We start from the raw sequence: 21,730 nt of genomic DNA on the forward strand, positions 1-21,730 counted from the left end.
AGGGCCCTTCGCGCCACACCCGACCTCGGGTACCTGGCCCCTCCTGCACCCGAGGACTATCCTCGGGTGCAGGAGGTTTTCCCCGATGACAGCACTGACGAACGTGACGATCTGCCGAACGTGCGGTGTCGAAACGACTACGCCTCCACCGGATGTCTGCCCGATCTGTTCGGATGAGCGCCAGTGGCTGCCGGAGTCAGGCCAGGACTGGACGACGCGTGAAGAGCTCGAATCCGAACACCACAGCGTCTCCATCGTCGAACGCGAACCCGGCCTCTATGCTCTGCGGGTGGAACCGAAGCTGGGCATCGGACAGACATGCTATCTGGCACAGACCGAGCACGGCAATCTGCTCTTCGAAGTCCCACCCTACATCGACGAGGACGTCATCGCCGCAGTCTCCGACCTCGGCGGTGTTCAGGCCATCGCTGCCAGCCATCCCCACATGTTCGGCCTGCAGCTCGAGTGGAGCGCGGCCTTTGACGATGCCCCGATCTTCGTCTGCCGTGCCGATGCCGACTGGGTTCAGCGCGAGGGCCCCAACATCTGGCGTTACTATCACGTCGCGGAACCCGTTCCCGGCGTCCGACTGCAGCGAACGGGCGGCCATTTCCCGGGCAGCGCTGTGGCTTTGTGGACTGGTCAGGACGGCCGCGGCGTCATGCTCAGCGGAGACACAATCGCACCGGTGGCCCGGTCGGGCTGGGTGACGTTCATGCGCAGCTTCCCCAACTATCTGCCGCTGTCGGCACAGGTCGTCAGACGCGTCGCCGCCTCGGTGGCTGACCTCGACTTCGATCGCATGTACGGCAACTTCGGGCAGATGATCTCGAGCGGAGCCAAAGAGGCGGTGGCGAGCTCGGCCGAGCGCTATGCCGAGTGGGTCTCCGGTGCTCACGACCACCTGACCTGATTCGTGTACCTGGCCTGATCCGAGCACCTGGCCTGATTCTCGACGACCTGAGCAACATGCACGAAGCAGAAACCCCCACCGCCGAGGTGGCAGTGGGGGTTTGCGTGGAATCGTCCTGGTCGGCTTGTTCGCCGATGGAGATGTGCGGCTAGCTCAGCGTGAGCGGAACTGTGCGGTGACCGGGCAGTCGAAGGGATCGGCCTGGCCGAGTCCGGCCCGGTTGAGGTAGCGGACGATGATGCCGAACGATTCGAAGAGCGTCGTCTCCGTGTATTTGATGTCCTTCTGAGCGCAGTATTCGCGGACCATCGGCTGAACCTTGTGCAGGTTGACGCTGGGCATACTCGGGAACAGGTGATGTTCGATCTGGTAGTTCAGTCCGCCCATCAGGAAGCCCATCGGACGTCCGCCGGAGATGTTGCGTGACATCAGTGTCTGGCGACGCAGGAAGTCGATCTTCACGTCCTTGGGAACGATCGGCTGTCCCTTGTGGTTGGGAGCGAACGAGCCGCCCATGTGCACACCGAAGACCATGACCTGGACGATCGTGAAGACGATGCCGATGAGTGGTCCGGCGGCCCAGATTGCGATGAGGGGGAATCCGATGATGCGGATGCCGATGAAGATGCCTTCGATCCAACGGCGCTTGATCGAGGACTGGCCGACGAGAATCGCCTTGACCGAGTTCACGTGCAGCTGCACTCCCGCCAAAGTCAGCAGTGGGAAGAAGAACCAACCCTGATGGGCCGCAAGCCACTTGCGCAACCCGGTGAGTCCTTGGGCATCTGCAGGGTCGAAGATCAGTGCACCGGGGGCGATGTCGCCGTCGACGCCGGCCTTGTTCGGATTGGCGTGGTGGAGAGCGTTGTGCTTCTTTAGCCACCAGCCGAAGCTGAGGCCGATGAACAGGTTGCCGATGATGGTCGACACCCACTCGCCGACCTTGCCATTGGTGAAGATCTGACGGTGAGCCGCATCGTGGGCGACATAAGCCGTCTGGGTGAAGAGGATTCCGAAGACGACGGCCGTGGCCATCTGCCACCAGCTTTCGCCGATGAGGAAGAGCATCGCGAAGGCGACGACGTAGGAGATTCCGAGGAGGACGAAGCGCAGCGTGTTCCAGCCGGGTCGTCGAGCCAGCAGACCAGCCTCTTTGACCTGGGCCATCAGCGCACTGAAATCGCTGGTGAACTCCTGCTTCTCGGTACCGCGATTAGCTCGCCTCTTCTCGAGCACCTCCGCCCTTGTTTCTTTCCCAAGAGTGGGTGTCGACAGCGTCCTATTCACGACATCTACTGATTCCATATTACTTACGGTACGAGAGGGACCATTCGTTTGGCATCACCCCACGGCACCGTATTCCACCCCCTACTCCGGTAGGGGGTGGACGATCAGGCTTTTGCTCCAGGCACCACAAGCCCGGATTCGTAGGCGGCGATGACCGCCTGCGCACGGTCTCTGATGTCGAGTTTGTAAAGGATTCGTGAGACGTGAGTCTTCACGGTCTGGACGGCGATGAAGAGCGTGGCAGCGATCTCTGTGTTCGTCTGGCCGCGTGCCACCAGCACCAGGATCTCGCGTTCACGGTCGGTGAGATCAGGCAGTGCCTCCGCGTTCGATGTCTGCGGACCCGCGGCGAAATGCTCGATGACGCGACGGGTGACGCTTGGGGCCAGCAGCCCATCGCCCGAGGCCACCACCCGCACCGCCTCGGCGAGCTCATTGGGCGGGGCATCTTTGAGGAGGAAGCCGCTGGCACCGGCACGGATCGCATCGAAGACATAGTCGTCGATGTCGAAGGTCGTGAGCATGATGATGCGCGGAACGTCATCGCCGATACCGCTTGTCTCCGAGGTGGACACAGCCGATTTCGATATCTCTGCGTTCGCGGGCTGGCCGGCGATCCCAGTCTGGCCGGCGAACCCAGGTTTGCCAGCGTTCACCGACGCAGCAGTGTTCGCGGATTGACGGCTCCGGGCCGAGAGGATCTCGCGGGTGGCTTCGATGCCGTCGAGTTCGGGCATGCGCACGTCCATGAGGACGATGTCGGGCTTCAGCTCGGCGACAAGGCTGACGCATTCGACACCGTCTTGTGCCTGGCCCACCACCTCGATGTCGGGGTGTGCGTCCAACAACGCGGCGAAGCCTGCTCGAACCATTGCCTGATCATCGGCAATCACGATGCGAATCACGCGTTGCTCCTCTCATCACCCTGCGATTGACCCGCTGTGTCGTCTGCCTCGGCGCTTGTGAGCGCGTCTGCCTCTGCGGCAGTGACGTCTTCTGCGCCTGTGTCTGTGCCTGTGTCTGTGCCTGTGTCGGCGTCCGGGACCGCACCTATGTCCTGGTCGGCGCTGACGTCGCGATCGTCTGTCTCGTCAGCTTCGTCTGTCTCGTCAGCTTCGCGTGAACCGGGCTTATCTGAGCCTGACTTGCGCGCATCGGCCACGGACAGCGGCAGCACCGCCGCCACTTCGAAGCCTCCGCTTCCGGTCCAGCCGGTCCGAAGTTCGCCTCCGACCGAGGACGCGCGTTCCCTCATCCCGATAAGCCCCTGATGACGGTGAACTTCGTTCTTCGCGGCCTCAGAGGGGCCTTTTCCCGCGGTGTTGAAGACATTGATCCACAAAGCGGTGCCGCCGCTGTCGATCTTGATATGGATCTGCGATTCAGTGGCGTGACGGATGGCGTTGCTCAGCGCTTCCTGGACGATGCGATACCCGGCCAGCCCGGTGCTGTCGCGCAGGCTGCGATCTAGCGGTCCCCCGCTGCGTTCCATGGTGACGTTGACTCCAGCCTGCTGTGCCTTCTTCACCAGGCCCTCAACCTCGGAGAACTTGGGTTGAGGTGCCAGCTGCTGGTTCGATTCCTCATTGCGCAGCACCCCTAAAAGTCCTCGCATCTCGGTGAGGGCATTGCGAGCGGAGACGGAGATGTCCTCGAATTCCCTTTCCACATCCGAATCGATATTGGGGTGGCGAAATGGTGCGCTCGAGGCCTGAATGTTGATGATCGACATGCTGTGGGCGACGATGTCGTGGAGTTCGCGGGCAATTCGCGTCTTCTCCTCGACCACGACGCGCTTGGAATGCTCTTCGGCAGTGTTCTCCTGCTCCTGCAGCAGCTGTGAACGGATCAGGTGCCACTGCTGAACGATGATGGCAGCCACGTAGAAGCCGCCGGCGATGCAGGAGAAGATGACGATGTTGACGATCGATGATTCCGACCGACTCTCGGGGTACTGGAAATGTCCGATCACGGCTGCGGCCGCAGAGACGGCGATGCTGGCCAGCAGCGCGGCCAATGCGACGCCCCAGTGGGCGCGGAGTCCGACGATGAGGATGATGAGGATCTGAGTGATCATCATCGGCACCATCCACGGCCATGGATTGCCGGCAAGATACGGGCCGAGCAGCGGTAGGACACCACAGGCGATGGCTGAGACGATCACGCCGAAGAGTGGGCGCAGCATTGACAGCGGCATCGATCCTGCGTGGATGACGGTGATGATGAATGCCAGCGCGACGGGTGCTTCGTGGACTCCCACCGCGATCGAGGATTCGACTGCGAGCATCACGATGGCGGTGAAGATCACCGCTATCCAGGCCAGAGCCTCAGGGTTGAATCTGCGGTCGGCTGGCAGGAATCTGTCGAACAGCTTGCTGAGCAGCACGAATTCCGGTTCTCCTTCTGCGGCTCTGAATCGATCCGAGGGGTCGAATCGCCTGGCACACTTCGTCAGTGTGACATTAGCAAACACAGCTATGCGTCCCGTGAGAGTCCCAAACCTGCCCCTCTCCGGGCCGCACAGACCAGACAGCAGAAGCCAAGGACCGCCGAGGTGGTCCCTGGCCTCTGCCAAACGTTCAGACCGATCCAGTGAAATTCAGATCAGTGAAGCGAGGTTCAAACTACACAGTTGGGGGCTCAGATCAGTGAAGCGAGGATCAGAATGGTGGTGGGTCATTCGCGCTGTCATGTTCCCACTGCACGCGTGCGGCTTGCCAGGCTCTGCTCATTCGCATGTACTCACTCTTCGAAGACCAACCATCGGGCCCCTTCTTAGCCTTGGAACGCGGAAAGCCTCTCCGACGGCCCCGAGGTAGGCGCTTCATGGTCACAGGATCCGCCCCTGGCGGCAGGCAGAGCTGGAATACTGCATTGTCCCAATCCTGCATCCGATCGATCATCAGTTGTCGGCGCTTGGTCTTTGCGAGGTCATAGTTCTCCTGCAGACATTGCTGATGGTCTGCCCGTTCTCGTTCGCGCTGCTTTTCCTCGTCACGTTTTCGAATCGTCGTCTCGCCGGGCGTGAGCACAAGAATGTTCGGTGGCGGAGGAACCATTTCTGTTGGGACCCGCCACCTTTTTGGACTGATCCCCGATAGTGCATAGAGCTCAAGTGCTTGAGCAGCATCGACAGGTTGGTCTGGAGCCGTAACACCGGCGGTCACACCATGGGAGAATTCGTATTCGACAAGGCCAGATTTCGGCATTCGCACCAAGTAGTTTGGTCAAGTCCCTTTTCGTGGTGTTCTTCGGTAGTTCCTTTAACTTGGTATTAAGCAGCGGGGTCGGGCTACGAATCACGCGGTCAGCGGCATCACCACCCCGACCGGGTCGACCTCGGTCTGCCCATGCAACACCGTCACGAGTTTGCGCATCGAGATCTCCGACAAATAGCGTCTCTCACCGTACTGCCATTCCTCGTGCTGTTCCTGCAACACGGCCCCGATCAACCGAGTCACCGACTCCCGGTTCGGAAAGATCTGAACGACATCAGCACGGCGTTTGATCTCCCTGTTCAACCGCTCGATCGGGTTATTCGACCAGATCTTCTGCCAATGCTGCCTGGGCATGGACACGAACGCCGTCAAATCGACCTCGGCGGACTCGAGCATGTCGGCGATGTCGGGAAACGACGCCCGCAGACTCTCAGCGACTTGCTTGTACTGGGCAATGACGGCCTCGGCTGTGGTCTGGGCGAAGATCGTTGAGATCAACGCGTTGACCGGCTTCGAGTGCGCACTGCCAAGGCGCTGAGTGACGTTACGAGCGAAGTGGACTCGACACCGCTGCCACCCAGCACCGGGCAGGATCGCTTTGACCGCGGCCTTGATCCCCGAATGAGCATCAGAGATCACCAGCGCGACCCCTTCGGGATCAGTCTCGGTGCTCACCTTCAACCCCCGCTCACGCAGCCCACGCAGGACCTGTGTCCAGAAGTCCGTGGACTCGGCATCTCCGACACTCATGGTCAGGATCTCCCGCCTGCCCTGTGATGAGACACCCGTGACCACAGCCACGGCCTGAGACACGACACGACCCCGGTGGCGGACATCGACATAGGTGGCGTCGACGAAGAGGTAGGGAAACCACGTGTGATCGAGTCGACGGGCCAGGAACTCGGCCACTGCCTCGTCGATGTCGGCACAGATCCGCGACACCGTCGACCGAGAGATCCCGGACTCGTTGCCCAAAGCACGCACAAGGTCATCGACCTTCCTCGTCGAGACTCCGTCGATCCAGGCCTGGCAGATGACGGCGTAGAGGGCCTTATCGACCCGCCGACGGGGATTGAGCAGGGACGGGAAGAACGAGCCTTTCCGTAGCTTCGGGATCGCCAGGTCGACTTCTCCCGAGGGAGTTGCCAGGGTCTTCTTCCGCGACCCGTTACGGCGTGTTGAACGGTCTTCGCTGCGTTCGTAGCGGGCGGCACCGATCGTGGCGGTGGCTTCGGCTTCGATGAGGTCCTGGAGGCCAGCTTGGAGCATTTGCCTAAACACGTCGGAGTGGGCGAGGTCAGGGTCGGTCAGGACTTGGTTGATCAGGGTCGACACGGCAGAATTGGGGTCAGCCATCGTGGGATGCCTTTCGTGAGGTTCTTGGCGGAACTACTAGCGGGATCCCACGATGGTTCTTCACATTTTTGGGGGTGAAGTCCCTGGTGGGAATGCCACCACTCTATGGGACTCACCCTCTTTGGGTCCATGCTTCTCGTGAGGTTCGCATGTCTCCGGCCAGTACCGCCCCTCTGGACTATCGGTTCCAACAAGCGCTACGCGCCACCGAGTTTGCGCTAGGTCCATAAAGTGATGCTATCGGCTCAATACAAGAACTACACACGGGCCTCAAACTACACACGGGCCTCACCTCCTCCTGGATAGGAATCCGAACCTGTTGCTGGTCCGCCTCGATCTACCGACTTCGACAATAACGAACATTGCGGGGGCAACGGCACCTCAGCGCAACGGCATGCTGAACTCTCTTCGTTGAGCAGTGGAGTTCGTAGAAGGGCGATCGGGTTGACGGCGACGATTGGTCAAAGAAGCTCGCCGAGCCTTCTCAGGGCGAATTCGACGCGACTGAAGACCATTGCGGATGGCAGATTCAGTTGGAATCGAGCGCCCGCTGATAGCCCCGCATTCTCTTTCTGCCGTTCGCAGTCAGACCCCGATTGTCCAGCAGTGCAGCGATGCGATCATCTGCCCCTGACGCGTGCAGACGTTCGATGAGTGACTTGTTGAGCGGCTCCAAGGCATCGGTCCGTGCGGAGACCGTGCCGTAGCTCGGTGACTTCTTGCCCGCCACCGTGTCGAGTTCATGAATGTAGTGCTCGGTGAAGCTGCTCCACATGTCAGGGGTCAGCAGGTGACGAGGCAGCACCTCGGCCAACGTCGATTCCTTTTCTGACGTTCGGCCGAATCCGAAACGAGTCCACCCGTATTTGCGTTCCCAGTGAACGATCTGAACGGCCGAGAGTCGGCACAGCTCCTCCGGGCCCAGAGCCCGGCCTATACCAGTCCACAGTTGGTCGACCATCTCTGAGATCACGACCTTCGATGCTTCGATCGGGTCCTCGGAGCGGAAGTAGTCGAACCCTTCGGTTTCGCAGGCCAGAGTGATGAGTGTGCTCACCGCCTCGACGGCAGGGCGAATCTCTTCACCGGTTCCGGCCGACAGAGCCGCGAACGATTGTGCGAAGTGGTCCTTGTAGGTGAACCGCCACCGCGTGCGCTCCTTGGGCGAGACCCGACGATCTCGTGCAAGATATGCTCCGGCACGAGCCAGAGCAGCGAACTCCTTGACGTTCCTGCGAACCACTTCGGCCGATGGCGGCGCAGGGGCCGTGACGGTCACCTGAGACGGGTCGATGAGCTCCTCGACCCGTTCTCGCGTCCGGGCGTCGCCGCGCCAGTAGAGAGTCCAGAGCATCTTCTCCAGGTCGTCACGGTCGAAGCCCGAGGTTGTGCGGAAGAACTGCGTACGATCGAATTTCTTGGCCACCACCCGTTCAGAGTAACAATCACATGCGCGGCGAGCTCATCGAATCCGATGCATGTCAGCCTCTGATGCAATAGCGTGGGAGCATGCCTTCACAGCCACCGGAGCCACCGAGCGACGAACCCGACCTTCTCGCCGAACTCTCGGCTGTCCTTGCCGATCCGAGTCCTGTCCCGCTGCTTCTGGCCGCGAGCTCCATGGGGTACGCCGCCAATGTCGACGAGGACGATGGTTCATCACCATTCTCGATGCCTCCCAAAGTCGAGTCGAGCCCGCTCTCGGAGCAGTTCCTTACCCTCACCTCGGCGATGATGGAATCAGCGGCGCCAGAGACCGACGCGCTCCTGCTCATCTGGGCCGCCATGTTCGACGACCCATTGTTGCGACGACGCATCCACCGTGCCGTCGATTCCAGGTCACAGTCACTACCGGAGTGGCTGCGCAGCCTTGATTCAGTGTCACCTGTCGCCGCTGCTTCACTGCGCCACGAGCTCGGCCACGAAGAGACACTGTTCGTCGAATTCTCGCTCTCAGGGCAGCCTGTCACGATGGCTGTGGCAGTGACCCGGCTGGGCATCCCCTACCTCGAGGACTGCTATCCGATCGACGACACCATCGATTCGATCCAGCGACTGGCCGCGGACAATCCGCAGATGCCCTCCGATCACATCGAACTGACGCTGGCGAATGCGCGAGCCCAGATCGAGGAATTCGTCGATCACGGCGACCACATGATGCCACCCACGGAAACCGACACCTGGCCCTCGGTGCGACTGCTCCTGGCCTGGATGCTGCGGCTCCTGCCTGACGGCGGAGAGGTTGAGGAACCCCACGAATGGACGGAAGACGAGATCGGCTCTCTGGTCACCGATTTCCTCGCTTCGTCCTGGGCACAGGAGATCCGATCCGATGCCGCGATGCACGCTGAACGTCTCTTCGATTTTCAGCTCACCCACGGGTCCGGCGAGCCACTCAAATGGGGCGCGACCGCTGTCAATATGATCATGGGCGATCTCTACCCGCGCAAGGTCCTCGCAGATGACGAGTTCATGCTCAGCATGCCCACAGTCCTTGCCGCAGTGGTTCGATTCGCCAATGAGCGCTCAGGCACCTCGCCGGAGTTCACAACCTCGGCCCTCGAGGCGATTGATGAAGCTCTCCCCGAGTATCGCCGCCGCGTATCCGAGGGTTCCAGCGCATCCGGGGCCCCCGCCTCTGGGCTCGCAGACCTTCTGGGCCTGCCATCGGATGTCGAACTGCCAGAAGGGCTGATCGAACAGCTCAGCACAATGGGGCTCGATCCGAACTCCGGTCGAGGATTCGATCCTCGGGCGATCACTGCGGAGGACGCCAAACTCTGGAGGGAAGAACTTCGACTGCGGGCAGGCGGTGAGGAGAACCTCGCCTCCCTCGATGAGGAGCCGCTGCCCGCCGAGGACTTCAGCACCGGCGGCATCAGCCCGAAGGTGCTCCCTCAAGTTCAGGCGCTGGCCGCCGACCTGGCCCGCTTCGCCGACGCCCATTTCCGAGATCCGGAGATGACGACTGCCGTACTGCGGATCCTGAATCTCACAGCTCGGACGAACCCTGCAGCATTCCGCCGGGGCTTCGCCCACCCGCCGGCGATCGCCGCTCTGTGCTGGATCGCGGGAAAGAACAACCGGTGGTTCATCGCCGAGGTTCGCCAGCGCACGATTCAGACGATGATGTTGGCCGCTGGGGCCACGACACAGCCGACTGCACGGGCTAAGTCGATGCTCAAGAACGTCTCCTACTCGCTGGAGGCCCAGGAGCTCGATCTGGGTGATCCTGCGTTGCTGACATCACTGGCGCGGGCGGACCTCATGGCGATGCGCGACGCCACTATTGAGTGAGGGGCGAAGAGGGCCGGTATGCGGCCAGTGACTCAGGCCTCCTTGCCACGACATCTGTTTGGAGCGCGCACATGCCGTAGACCCCGATGAAACCCCTCCTCATACCGAATGTTGCACGTCAAGTGCAACGAACCGAAGACAGAGGGGCGTCACAACGGGGAATCATATTGCAGGGTAGGTCAACGTCGGCAGACCGCTTCCGGCGGTTCCTATTTCACTGCGACATAGACCTTGTCAGCGAGCATGTCAGGGTTGACTGCCAGCACACCGGCTTCGGCGTCTTCTGATGGAATCTGGATGGCAATGGACCCGGAAGTCGATGCACCGTTGTACATGTTCTCCAACGTGTCGAGCGCGTTCGGCGCTACCACCATGTCGTCGAGGCCATCAAAAGTATTGCCGCCAGCTGAAACGTATTCAAAGGTGGCCATCGGCATTTCCCCGTCGGGTGCGTCGCCTGTATATGTCATTTCGACGTCGATCATCATGTACTGGTTGCCGGAATCTGGCGTCTCGTTGAGCTCGCTCTCTGCAAGGACTTCGTCGGTGGCATCCAAGGTGACGTTCGTAATCGTCATGTCCCAGTTTTCGCTGCTGATCTTGGTTCCGACAGCGTATGGGTTCTCTCGGGTACCTTCTTCGGCTCCAGCTTCCTCTGCATCGCCGGCCTCGTCCACGACTTCTTCAGCCGGGGCCTCCGCTGACACATCATCGCTGAAAGCATCGTCGACCGAGGAAGCAACCACAAAGAAGAACACAAGAATCGCCACGATGGTTCCAACGACCGACAAAATCAATGCCGAAATGGAGAATCCTTTTCCGCCCTTAAGAAAAAACGAAATGATTGCCAAAAGGAACGCAATTGGAAGAAGAATCCATCCCATAATAAGTGCGCCCGGGATGCATCCGAAGATGAACCCGACAATAGCGATTATAAACGCTACGATACCCATCACGTTTTTCTGACGCTTCTTTGGCGGCTGCGCGAAGTTTCCACCAGCCTGCTGTCCGTTGACGCCGTACGCATCGGCACCGCTGTACTGCGGGCCACCGCTGTACTGCGGTTGGCCGTTGGCCTGCATGGCGGGCTCTTGATACTGAGGAGCCTGGGACTGCCCCTGGGCTGGGCTCTGCGACGGACGGCTGTTGGGGTCAAAGTTCTGGCTCATGCTACCTCGGTACTAGAAAGTTCAATTTTCTATCAGAATACCCGGCTCTTCGTAAACGAGAGTGTAGGTCAGTGATCTTCAAACACGGCGAGTCGCTGCCCGGATAGACGTCGAGGCCTTCCGATGATGGAAGTTCCTACACAATCCACACGGAAGACCTCGACGTGGCCAAGCCTACTTTCTCGACCCCGGACCTCACGACATTTTGCCGACTCAACGACCTCGACCTCACCTGCATCGGCCAACACATCACCGCCCACAAAGCGGTGCTGAAATGCCGGCCGAACACCACCGATAACTGGTGCCGCCGGTGTGGCGGCCACGGCGAAATCCGCGACACCGTCCTGCGTCGCCTGGCACATGAACCCTTCGGCCACCGGCCCACGACACTCCACATTCGAGTGCGTCGCTACAAGTGCATCGAATGCGGCCACGTGTGGCGCCAGGACACCACGACCGCGGCACCAGCCCGGGCAAAGATCTCCCGGTCCGGACTCGATTGGGCACTGCGTGCACTCGTCGTTGATCACGACACCGTGTCCGTGATCGCTGCGAAACTCGCTGTGTCCTGGCATACCGCGAACTCCGCGGTTCTGGCCGAAGGACACCGGCTGCTGATCAATGATCCGAATCGTTTCGACGGTGTGTCTGTCATTGGTGTCGATGAGCACGTGTGGCGCCACACTCGCCGGGGAGACAAATACGTCACCGTCATCATCGACCTCACCCCGATCAGCCAGGCCACGGGACCTGCACGCCTACTCGACATGGTCCCTGGACGGTCGAAACACGTCTTCAAGCAATGGTTAGCCGCACGCCCGAAGGCCTGGCGTGATGGTATCGAAGTCGTCGCGATGGACGGATTCTCTGGATTCAAGACCGCAGCAGCGGAGGAACTTCCCGATGCTGTGGAAGTCATGGACCCCTTCCACGTCGTCAAGCTTGCTGGTGATGCCCTTGACGAAGTTCGTCGTCGCGTCCAGCAGGAGACAACTGGGCATCGGGGACGGGCGAAGGATCCGTTGTATCGGGCGCGGAGGACTCTGCATACGGGTACCAGTTTGCTCACGACCAAGCAGCAAGCCAGGATCGTGCGGCTTTTCGCTGACGACAATCTCACTGAAGTCGAAGTCACCTGGGCTGTCTATCAAGACATCGTGGCTGCTTACCGGGCCGAGGATCGTAGCGAAGGCAAGAGACTCCTTCAGGAAGTCATCGATACCCTGGCGTCGGGTCTGCCACCAGGGTTGATAGAGCTGAAACGGTTAGGACGAACGCTGAAAAGACGAGCAGCCGACGTGCTGGCGTTCTTCACCCGATCCGGAACATCGAATGGTCCGACCGAAGCCATCAACGGCAGGCTCGAACACCTTCGAGGATCGGCACTAGGATTCCGCAACCTCACCCATTACATCGCCAGATGCCTACTCGAATCCGGCGGATTCAGGACAGTCCTACACTCTTATTTACGATGAGCCGAATACCCTCCAGGAAACACAGATATTTTCCAAGGAACCTCAACTACTCCGATGGTTATACAACCGTTACTATCGCTAGCACCTCTCATGAATATTCGGTCACGTGCGTAGTCTTCAATACTCCCTCAACACGTGATTCTTGTCACAAAAATGAATAGAGTTCATTCAGATCTCCCGCGAAAAAACCCGACACTGCATGAACTTCCCGAGTGCCCAACTCAGCATCAAGCTCTCGAAACGAAATACTCTGCGCGGCCCCCGGCCATCCCTTCGGCAACAACGTCGCTGGCAGCTGCGGGTCCGTACGCGCAAGAGCCAGCCAATCCAAGTGGAGCTCGACTCGCTTGACCAGCGCGTCAACCGGCGACAGTGAATCCGGATCAACAGCTCGCCACTTCTCGCCGAACGACTCATAGTCGGCGGCCAACTCCGCCAGGTCGAAAGCGCCTGCCAGCATCTCTTCGGACGTCGGGGGCTGAGGCTCGCCATAGACGACAATCGGAGAGATCACCGACTGCTCCGGCCCCAGTATCGTGGCAACATCATGCGGCCCGGGAGCCACCCAAGGGCCGCCATCCACCTGAGCGAAACCAGCCCACGACAGCCTCGACGCCATCTGGTGGCGCAGTGTCCTCTTCGACTCGGGCACCTGGATGCGCACAAAGGTCCATCGGCCGTCCCAATCCTGGGGCTGCCAGCCGGCGAACATCTTCTCCTGACCCTCGCGCAGAATCGCCCGTCCGCGATCGGAGAGCGTGTAGAAGGTCTTGCGGCCCTCTTTGTGTCGCACGATGAAGTTCTTCGCCGCCATCCGCTGCAGCACGGACCTGGCCGCCGACTCCCCCACACCCAGCCTGCCCATGACGAACACGATCGAGGCCCCGCTCAGCGGCCTGGGGTCATCAAGCATGTGCAGGCCGGCGAGCGCGAAGAAGAGTGACTGCGGGTGAACCGTCATGCCTCTACTTTACGGTCTCTACGTCGCTCCGAACCATCTATTAATCGCATTTCATTGACGTCACAACATAATATTGCATAGTATTGGAAACGGTTCGGTCAGCGGCGATCGGCCCCCTTCCCGGCACAGGACACCGCACAGAACGACGAGCCACCCACAGCCAAGCCACACAATCAGCGAGGATCACATGGCTTCCGCGAAATCCACACAGACCAAATCGACACCGATGCTCAAACGAGCAGCCGCCTCGGCGTACCTGGGCAGTGTCATCGAGTACTACGACTTCTTCGTCTACTCCGTCTGCGCAGCACTCGTCTTCAAGGACGTCTTCTTCTCCAACCTCACCCCGGCCATCGGCACCCTGGCCAGCCTGGCTACCTTCGCCACCGGCTACCTGGCCCGGCCCCTGGGCGGCATCATCTTCGGCCACTTCGGCGACAAGCTGGGCCGCAAGCGCATGCTCATCGTCAGCATGTTCACCATCGGCATCGCGTCGACCGCAATCGGCTTGCTGCCCACCTACGACCAGGCGGGGCTCATCGCCCCCGTCCTTCTCATCCTCATCCGCGTCATCCAAGGCGTGGCCATCGGCGGCGAATGGGGCGGGGCCATGCTCATGTCCGCCGAACACTCCACGTCCAACCGCGGCTTCTGGGCCAGCTTCACCAGCGCCGGGGCACCCACCGGCCAGCTCGTCTCCGCGCTCGTCATCGCCGGTACCCTCGCAGCCATGGGCCCCGACGCCTTCATCGCCTGGGGTTGGCGACTGTCGTTCCTCGCCTCGGTCCTCCTGCTGGTCATCGGCGTCATCGTCCGCTCCGCTGTCGATGAGTCACCAGAGTTCCTCGCAGCGAAGAAGCGCACGCCCAAGGCTGGCATCCCGATCCTCGCCACTCTGCGCAAGCAGCCGCTGACACTGCTGCTCGCAGTGGGCGTGGGCCTGTCCGCCTTCATGTTCCAGGGACTGCTCACCACCTATTCCATCGCCTACGGCGTGCAGATCGGCATCGAACGGCAGACGGTTCTCAACGCTCTGTCCTTCTCCTCCTTCTTCGCGATCTTCGGCATCATCGGCTGGTCCCGCCTCTCCGACACGATCGGACGCAGGCCCCTCGTCATCGCCGGGGCCGTGTTCATCGCCGTCTGGGGCTTCGCCCTCTTCCCCCTGCTGGAGACGAAGAACGGCATCATCATCACCATCGGCATGGTCGTCGGCCAAGGCATCATCCACCCGATGATCTACGGCCCGCTGGCCGGTCTCTACTCGGAGCTCTTCGACACCGAGCACCGCTACACCGGTGCCTCACTCGGCTATCAGATCGCCGGCATCGGCGCGGGCATCTCGCCCGTCCTCTTCGCCGCGATCATGAGCTCCACCGGATCACCGTCGACCATTCCGCTGTCCATCGTTCTCCTCGTCGTGGCCGCCATCAGCATCCTCTGCATCTGGCGACTCGGTGAGACGAAGTCACGGACCTTGTCCGAACAGCGCTTCGCCGAGACACCGGCTGCCACCGGTACTGCACCGACGACCGACACCCCACCAGCAGCAATGGAAGGACCGACTCAGTGACCTTCACCCACCCCAGCCTGGCCAGGCTCTCCGAACGCCAGGCCACCGACTACGGCGAGAAGACTGCGATCACCTTCGCCGGCATCGACTACTCCTACGTCCAGATGCACGAACGCACACTATCCCGGGCCGCCGACCTCCACTCACGTGGCATTGGCCGAGGCGACCGGGTGGCCTACCTCGGCCCCAACCACCCAGCGCTCATTGAAGTCCTCCTCGCCTGCCTGCGCCTGGGAGCGATCTTCATCCCGCTGAACTGGCGGCTGGCCCCGGCCGAACTGGACTATCAGCTCACCCTCGCCGAGGTGGCCCGACTGTACGTCGCCCCCGAGATGTCTGAGACCGCCGAGCAACTCAGCGACGCCGTCGCGCAGAAACCGGTGCGCTGGGAGGACACAGCCACCTCGGCGAGCGTGCCGGTGGTGCCTGCGGCTGAGGTCACCGGTGACGAACCGGCGTTTCTGCTCTTCACGTCCGGAACGACGGGGCGGCCCAAGGGTGCGGTGCTCTCACACGCGAATCTGCTGTGGAATTCCTTCAACCTTCTGCTCAACTCGGACCTCACCGCCAACGACGTCACGCTGGTCACCGCTCCCCTCTTCCACGTCATCGGCCTCGACCAGCAGGTGATGACCAGCTACCTGCGCGGGGCGCACATGCTCATCGAATCCAAGTGGGACGTGAACCGCGCCTTCGACGCCATCGAGCACGAAGGTCTGACGTGGATGGCCGGGGTGACGACCATGTTCTCCGACATGCTCCAATCACCGAGGTGGAACACCGCCGACCTGTCCTCTCTGCGATTCGTCAACTCCGGTGGCGCACCGATCCCCGTCTCACTCATCGAGGCATTCCAGGCCAAGGACATCATGTTCTGCCAGGGCTACGGACTCACCGAAACCTCCCCCGGATGCACGTTCCTGCCTGCTGCGAACGCGTTGGACAAGGCAGGATCGGCAGGCCGGGCCGTGCCCTTCACCGAGGTGCGCGTCCGTGACCTGGCCGGCAACGACTGCGAAGCCGGAGTCAAGGGCGAGATCGTCGTCCGCGGGCCCAATGTCACCAGCGGCTACTGGAACAACCAGGCCGCGACCGATGCGGCGTTCTCGCCCGGCGGTTGGTTCCACACCGGCGACATCGGCTATCTCGACGCCGAGGGGTTCCTCTTCATCGTCGACCGGCTCAAGGACATGTTCATCTCCGGCGGGGAGAACGTCTATCCCGCCGAGGTGGAATCCGCCCTTTTCGACCACCCTGCCGTGGCCGAGGCCGCTGTCGTCGCGGCCGCCGATGAACGGTGGGGCGAGGTGGGCCACGCCTTCGTCATCGTGACTGTACCTGAGACCGGGGCTGGCGCTGATGCCGGAGCCGACTCTGCAGCTTCGCCCCTGACCGGAGAAGAACTGCGCGAGTTCCTGCTCACCCGCCTGGCCAAATACAAGGTGCCGAAGTACTTCGACCTCGTCGACGAACTCCCCCGCACCGGCTCCGGGAAGGTCCACAAGGTCTCTCTGCGCACCACCGGCGGCCTCGGCGCCCACTCCACAGAATCTTCTCCCTCAACCACCGGCAAGCCAGCACCAACCGCACCATCGAAGGACCACGCATGACCAACTCCCCTGCTTCCCACCTCACGGACGTCTCCTCACAGCCGACCACGCTCGAGATCTCCGAGGCTCTGCGCTTCACCACCGAAGGCAGCATCGGCATCCTCACCCTCGATCGCCCGGCCAAACGCAACGCCCTTGACGATGCCACGGTGGCCGCCCTGGGCGAGTTCTTCCGCACCCCGCCAGAGGTCTCGGCGATCGTGCTGACAACCGTCGGCGATCACTTCTGCGCCGGCCTCGACCTGTCCGAAATGGCCGAACGCGACGCCGTGGCCGGCCTCCACCATTCGCGCGGTTGGCACAAGACGATGAGCATGATCACCGAATCCGAAATCCCCGTCGTCGCTGTCCTCCAGGGCGGGGTCATCGGCGGTGGACTCGAACTCGCCACTGCCGCCCACCTGCGCGTGGCCGAAGAGAGCGCCTACTTCGCCCTGCCCGAGGGCAAGCGCGGTCTCTTCGTCGGCGGCGGCGCTTCGGTGCGCGTCCCCCGACTCATCGGACTCAGCCGTGTGCAGGACATGATGCTCACCGGGCGTAAGTTCGATGCCGCCGAGGCCGAAGCGATCGGGCTCGTCAACTACCGTGTACCAGTCGGCGAAGGCCTGGACAAGGCCAAGGAACTCGCGGCCTCGATCGCCTCGAATTCCCCGGTGACGAACTACGCGATCACCCAGACACTGCCGCGCATCGTCGAATCCGGGCGAGATGAGGGCTACATGATGGAGTCCCTCATGGCCTCCGTCGCCCAGTCGAGCACCGAGGCCAAGGACCTCATGCGCGCCTTCCTCGACGGCTCCGGCCCCAAGGTCAACAAGTGAGGAGCTCCGACATGCCAAAAGTCATCCGCGACGTTCCCACCGACGCCATCGAGACCAGCAGCATCGGTGCCTTCCTCACCTGGGTCAATGCCAAGTTCGGCTACTCGTTTGATGGCTGGGACGATCTCTACGCCTGGTCGATCACCGATATCGAAGACTTCTGGGAATCCGTCTGGGAGTACTTTGACGTGAAGTCCCACAGCCCGTACACCTCGGTGCTCGAGGAACGGGTCATGCCGCACGCTCGCTGGTTCACCGGAGCAACGCTCAATTACGCCGAGCACTCCCTGGGTGCGCCCGAACAGGCCGACGAGGTGGCCGTGACCGCGGTGTCCCAGACTCGTGAGGACTTCACACTCACCTACGCCGAGCTCCGCCGCGAGGTCGCCCGAGTCCGCGCCGGTCTCATCGACCTGGGAGTGAAGAAGGGTGACCGAGTCGTCGGCTATCTGCCCAATCAGCCCGAGGCCCTCGTCGCGTTCCTTGCCGCGGCCAGTCTCGGAGCGATCTGGGCCAGCTGCGCACCAGAGTTCGGCACCCAATCCGTCATCGACCGCTTCAGCCAGGTCGAACCCACCGTGCTGCTGGCAATCAGCGGCTACATGTACGGCAACAAGGCCGTCGACCGCACAGGCGAACTCACCGAGGTCCTCGCAGCACTCCCCACACTGACCCACCTCGTCTCCCTCGACTATGGGGACTTCACCCTCGATGACGACACACGCGAACAGTTCACGAACGGTGCCGGCCTCGACCACGCGATCGACGTCGTTGACTATGCGGGGCTCGGGGCAACCTCGGCGGGTACGGCCGGCGGGGCCCCCTCGGCGGAATTGGAGTTCGAACCGGTACCCTTCGACCACCCGCTATTCATCCTCTTCTCCTCCGGAACCACCGGCAGGCCGAAGGCCATCGTGCACAGCCACGGCGGCATCCTCCTCGAGACGCTGAAGAATCACAGCCTGCACTTCGATCTGGGACCGGGCAGCCAGTTCTGCTGGTTCTCCACGACCGCGTGGATGATGTGGAACGCTCTCATCGGCGGGTTGGTCGTCGGGTCCTCGATCGTCATGATCGACGGCAACCCCAACTTTCCGGATCCCAAGGAACTCTGGCGCATCGCTGCGAACACCAAAGCCACACTCATGGGTGTGGCACCTGGAGCGATCATGTCTGCCCGCAAGGCTGGGTTCAACCCCACCGAGGAATTCGACCTGTCCGCGGTCTCCCAGTTCGGCGCCGCCGGTGCACCACTGCCCGCCGAGGGGTACGAATGGGTGTACGAGCAGTTCGGTGACGATGTGCTGCTCAATGTGGGCTGCGGCGGTACCGATGTGTGTACCGGCATCCTCCAGGCTTCCCCACTGACACCGGTGTACTCGGGCGAAATGTCGGGAGTCTCCCTCGGCTTCGCCGCTTCCGCCTTCGACGCCTCCGGAAACGAAGTGGTCGATGATCTGGGCGAACTCGTCATCACCCAGCCCACCCCGTCCATGCCCGTAACCTTCTGGGGCGAGAACGGTGACGCCCGGTATGAGGCAGCGTACTTCGACAAGTACCCCAGCATCTGGCGCCACGGGGACTGGGCGAAGTTCACCACCGGCGGCGGTGTCGTCGTCACCGGCCGCTCCGACGCCACCCTCAACCGCGGCGGGGTGCGCTTGGGCACCGCGGACTTCTACTCGGTGCTCGACACCTTCGCCGAGGTAGCCGATGCCCTGGTCATCCACCTCGAGGATCCCGATGGTGGGATGGGCGAGCTCGTCCTTTTCGTCCAAACCGAGGACGGGATGTCATTCTCTGACGGACTGTCGGATCGGATTAGGACTGAGCTGAAGTCACGGCTGTCCCCCAGGCATACGCCGGACGAGGTCGTGCCGGTCACACGGATTCCACTGGGTCGCACGGGCAAGAAGCTCGAGGTCCCGGTCAAACGCATCGTTCAGGGTGCGACCGCCGAGTCAGTGGCGAGCACCGGGGCCTTGCAGGATCCGTGGTCGCTCGATGAGTACGTGGAGTATGCACAGGCACGAAAGGCGAAGGTGGAGGCATGAGTACAACTCTCAAGGTCGCGATCCTCGGTACCGGTGTCATCGGGGCCGCGTGGGCGACGGGATTCCTCACTGCCGGGCACACGGTCACGGCCTTCGACCCAGCAGACGGTGCCGAAGCGCGATTGCGGTCCCAAGTCGAGGGAAACCTCGAAGTGACCGGAGAAGGTGACATCACCTCGGCGATGGAGCGTCTGCACTTCGCAGGATCATTGGCCGAGTCGGTCGGCGATGCTGATTTCGTGCAGGAGAACGGTCCCGAGCGTCTCGACATCAAGCAGTCCATGCTCGCCGAAACCGACTCCGCAGTGCCCGCTTCCGCGATCATCGCATCGTCGACCTCCGGGTTCGCGCCGAGCGAGCTGGCGACCAAAGCGACCAATCATCCCGAACGGATCGTCGTCGGGCACCCGTTCAACCCGGCTCACCTGGTTCCCCTCGTCGAGCTCGTGCCGACACCGGCGACTCCCGCCGAGGTGGTCAAGCGTGGGCTCGAGATCTACCGGTCGATCGGGAAGAAGCCGATCCTCGTCCGTGCCGAACTGCCCGGTCATGTCACGAACCGCCTGCAGGCGGCCCTGTGGCAGGAAGCGTATTCGCTTGTCGACCGCGGCATGGTCTCTGTCGAGGACATCGATACGGCGATCTCCTATGGGCCCGGTCTGCGCTGGGCGATTCTCGGTCCCCTCGTGCAGCAGGGACTGTCCGGCGGACAGGGCGGGATGCGGCACGTGCTCGAGCACCTGGGACCACCACAGGAAGTGTGGATGCGTGACTTGGGGCAGGTCCACCTCGGCGAGGAGTTGACTGACAAGCTGGTCGCCGGGGTCGACGATGAGCTCGAGGGCAAGGATCCTGTGCTCATCGCCAAGCAACGCGACGAGATGCTGCTTGAACTCATCGCCCTCAAGCGCAAGTACGGGGAGCTTCCCTAGAGCCAGTTCCTGGGCACTGAGGTACAGCGTCCCTCACCCACGGCTACGATGCTGACAATCCCGTTTCCGGAAGGACACTCATGATCTACCAACCCAATATCGACCTCTCGAAGATCACCGCGATCGACGTGCACACACATGTCGAAGCCGATGCCCACCAACACACCTCGCTCGATCGCGAACTCCTCGACGCCTCGGCGGGGTATTTCAAGGCACCGGTCCCCCGCACGCCCACGGTCGACGACCTCGCCGCCTACTACCGGGAGCGGAACATGGCGGCCGTGATCTTCACGGTCGACGCCAGAACGGCGCTGGGAGATCACCCTCCGGTCTCGTCGGAGATGATCGCGGAGAAGGCCGCCGAGCACAACGACGTCCTCATCCCCTTCGGATCCGTCGATCCCCTCAACACCGCCGAGGCGATTGCCCGGGTCCACGATCTGGCGACGAACTACGGAGTCAGGGGCATGAAGTTTCACCCCAGCCTGCAGGGATTCGATCCCAGCGATCGCACCTACTACCCGATCTACGAAGCCTGCGCCGAACACGGACTGGTCACGCTCTTCCACACCGGACAGACCGGAATCGGAGCAGGACTCCCCGGCGGACGCGGAATCAAACTGCGGTACTCGGACCCGATGCTCCTCGACGACGTGGCAGCGGACTTCCCCACGCTGACGATGATCCTCGCGCACCCGTCCGTGCCGTGGGCCGATGCCTCGATCTCGATCGCCACGCACAAGTCCAACGTGTTCATCGATCTCTCCGGGTGGTCGCCGAAGTACTTCCCACCACAGCTGACCCGCGCCATCGGCTCCATGCTCAAGACCAAGACACTCTTCGGCTCCGACTTCCCGCTCATCACTCCCGAGCGTTGGATCAAGGACTTCGAGGAACTAGGTATCAAGGAGGAAGCCGTGCCGCTGATCATGAAGGACACCGCGGTGCGGGTGCTGGGGTTGTGAGATGACCGAGGCAGTATACGAACTCCGACTCCGCGGCAAGCTGCTGATGTCGATCGGACTTCCTGCCTGAGACGTCAGAGGTGGAGGCCGACCATACAG

General features: G+C 61.8%; 16 protein-coding genes. 9 read left to right on the forward strand and 7 right to left on the reverse strand.

The features are described 5' to 3' along the window. The first annotated feature begins 85 nt into the window (after positions 1 to 85). Positions 86 to 913 carry a hydrolase gene (locus tag INT29_RS03865; protein ID WP_009883039.1) on the forward strand — a complete coding sequence of 276 codons (828 nt, stop codon included), beginning with the start codon at positions 86 to 88 and terminating at the stop codon, positions 911 to 913. 153 nt (positions 914 to 1,066) lie between these two features. Here the strand turns inward: INT29_RS03865 and INT29_RS03870 are convergent, their stop codons facing one another. From INT29_RS03870 to INT29_RS03890, 5 genes are all read right to left on the reverse strand, one after another. Next, positions 1,067 to 2,218, reverse strand: a complete 1,152-nt coding sequence (locus INT29_RS03870; RefSeq protein ID WP_081448551.1) for a fatty acid desaturase family protein — start codon at positions 2,216 to 2,218, stop codon at positions 1,067 to 1,069. Between the two features lie 86 nt (positions 2,219 to 2,304). Further along, on the reverse strand, positions 2,305 to 3,105 hold the full coding sequence (locus tag INT29_RS03875; protein WP_083248702.1) for a response regulator transcription factor: 801 nt from the start codon (positions 3,103 to 3,105) through the stop codon (positions 2,305 to 2,307). Continuing rightward, complete coding sequence (locus tag INT29_RS03880; protein ID WP_193070773.1) at positions 3,102 to 4,586, reverse strand: sensor histidine kinase; 1,485 nt, start codon at positions 4,584 to 4,586, stop codon at positions 3,102 to 3,104. The genes INT29_RS03875 and INT29_RS03880 overlap by 4 nt, the downstream gene beginning before the upstream one ends. A 913-nt stretch (positions 4,587 to 5,499) precedes the next feature. Beyond that, positions 5,500 to 6,774, reverse strand: a complete 1,275-nt coding sequence (locus INT29_RS03885) for an IS256-like element ISBli2 family transposase (protein WP_009882371.1) — start codon at positions 6,772 to 6,774, stop codon at positions 5,500 to 5,502. A 529-nt stretch (positions 6,775 to 7,303) separates the two neighbouring features. Then, positions 7,304 to 8,203 (reverse strand): hypothetical protein, encoded by a 900-nt coding sequence (locus INT29_RS03890; protein ID WP_096158549.1) that lies wholly within the window; start codon positions 8,201 to 8,203, stop codon positions 7,304 to 7,306. An 80-nt stretch (positions 8,204 to 8,283) separates the two neighbouring features. Between INT29_RS03890 and INT29_RS03895 the strand changes: the two genes are divergently transcribed. Next, the gene (locus INT29_RS03895; protein WP_096158548.1) at positions 8,284 to 10,071 is read left to right on the forward strand and encodes a hypothetical protein; all 1,788 of its coding nucleotides are present in this window, start codon (positions 8,284 to 8,286) and stop codon (positions 10,069 to 10,071) included. 209 nt (positions 10,072 to 10,280) lie between these two features. On the opposite strand, the gene INT29_RS03900 is transcribed toward INT29_RS03895, so the two are convergent. After that, positions 10,281 to 11,240 (reverse strand): DUF4190 domain-containing protein, encoded by a 960-nt coding sequence (locus INT29_RS03900; RefSeq protein ID WP_226833507.1) that lies wholly within the window; start codon positions 11,238 to 11,240, stop codon positions 10,281 to 10,283. 164 nt (positions 11,241 to 11,404) lie between these two features. Between INT29_RS03900 and INT29_RS03905 the strand changes: the two genes are divergently transcribed. Beyond that, the gene (locus INT29_RS03905) at positions 11,405 to 12,715 is read left to right on the forward strand and encodes an ISL3 family transposase (protein WP_193070774.1); all 1,311 of its coding nucleotides are present in this window, start codon (positions 11,405 to 11,407) and stop codon (positions 12,713 to 12,715) included. Between the two features lie 145 nt (positions 12,716 to 12,860). Here INT29_RS03905 and INT29_RS03910 read toward each other — a convergent pair whose 3' ends face one another. After that, positions 12,861 to 13,676, reverse strand: a complete 816-nt coding sequence (locus INT29_RS03910) for a PaaX family transcriptional regulator C-terminal domain-containing protein (protein WP_069599852.1) — start codon at positions 13,674 to 13,676, stop codon at positions 12,861 to 12,863. Between the two features lie 187 nt (positions 13,677 to 13,863). Here INT29_RS03910 and INT29_RS03915 point away from each other — a divergent pair, with 187 nt between their 5' ends. From INT29_RS03915 to INT29_RS03940, 6 genes are all read left to right on the forward strand, one after another. Further along, positions 13,864 to 15,249, forward strand: a complete 1,386-nt coding sequence (locus tag INT29_RS03915; RefSeq protein ID WP_193070775.1) for an MFS transporter — start codon at positions 13,864 to 13,866, stop codon at positions 15,247 to 15,249. Next, positions 15,246 to 16,859 carry an acyl-CoA synthetase gene (locus INT29_RS03920; protein ID WP_205676700.1) on the forward strand — a complete coding sequence of 538 codons (1,614 nt, stop codon included), beginning with the start codon at positions 15,246 to 15,248 and terminating at the stop codon, positions 16,857 to 16,859. Before INT29_RS03915 ends, INT29_RS03920 begins: the two co-directional genes overlap by 4 nt. After that, the gene (locus INT29_RS03925) at positions 16,856 to 17,680 is read left to right on the forward strand and encodes a crotonase/enoyl-CoA hydratase family protein (protein ID WP_009884794.1); all 825 of its coding nucleotides are present in this window, start codon (positions 16,856 to 16,858) and stop codon (positions 17,678 to 17,680) included. Before INT29_RS03920 ends, INT29_RS03925 begins: the two co-directional genes overlap by 4 nt. An 11-nt stretch (positions 17,681 to 17,691) precedes the next feature. After that, positions 17,692 to 19,734 (forward strand): acetoacetate--CoA ligase, encoded by a 2,043-nt coding sequence (locus INT29_RS03930; RefSeq protein WP_096158546.1) that lies wholly within the window; start codon positions 17,692 to 17,694, stop codon positions 19,732 to 19,734. Continuing rightward, complete coding sequence (locus INT29_RS03935; protein ID WP_009884792.1) at positions 19,731 to 20,666, forward strand: 3-hydroxyacyl-CoA dehydrogenase NAD-binding domain-containing protein; 936 nt, start codon at positions 19,731 to 19,733, stop codon at positions 20,664 to 20,666. The genes INT29_RS03930 and INT29_RS03935 overlap by 4 nt, the downstream gene beginning before the upstream one ends. An 80-nt stretch (positions 20,667 to 20,746) precedes the next feature. Then, positions 20,747 to 21,631 carry a 4-hydroxyphenyl-beta-ketoacyl-CoA hydrolase gene (locus INT29_RS03940; protein WP_009884791.1) on the forward strand — a complete coding sequence of 295 codons (885 nt, stop codon included), beginning with the start codon at positions 20,747 to 20,749 and terminating at the stop codon, positions 21,629 to 21,631. Positions 21,632 to 21,730 lie beyond the last annotated feature (99 nt).

This window comes from Brevibacterium sp. FME37 (assembly GCF_014897485.1).
In the GTDB taxonomy this organism is placed as follows: domain Bacteria; phylum Actinomycetota; class Actinomycetes; order Actinomycetales; family Brevibacteriaceae; genus Brevibacterium.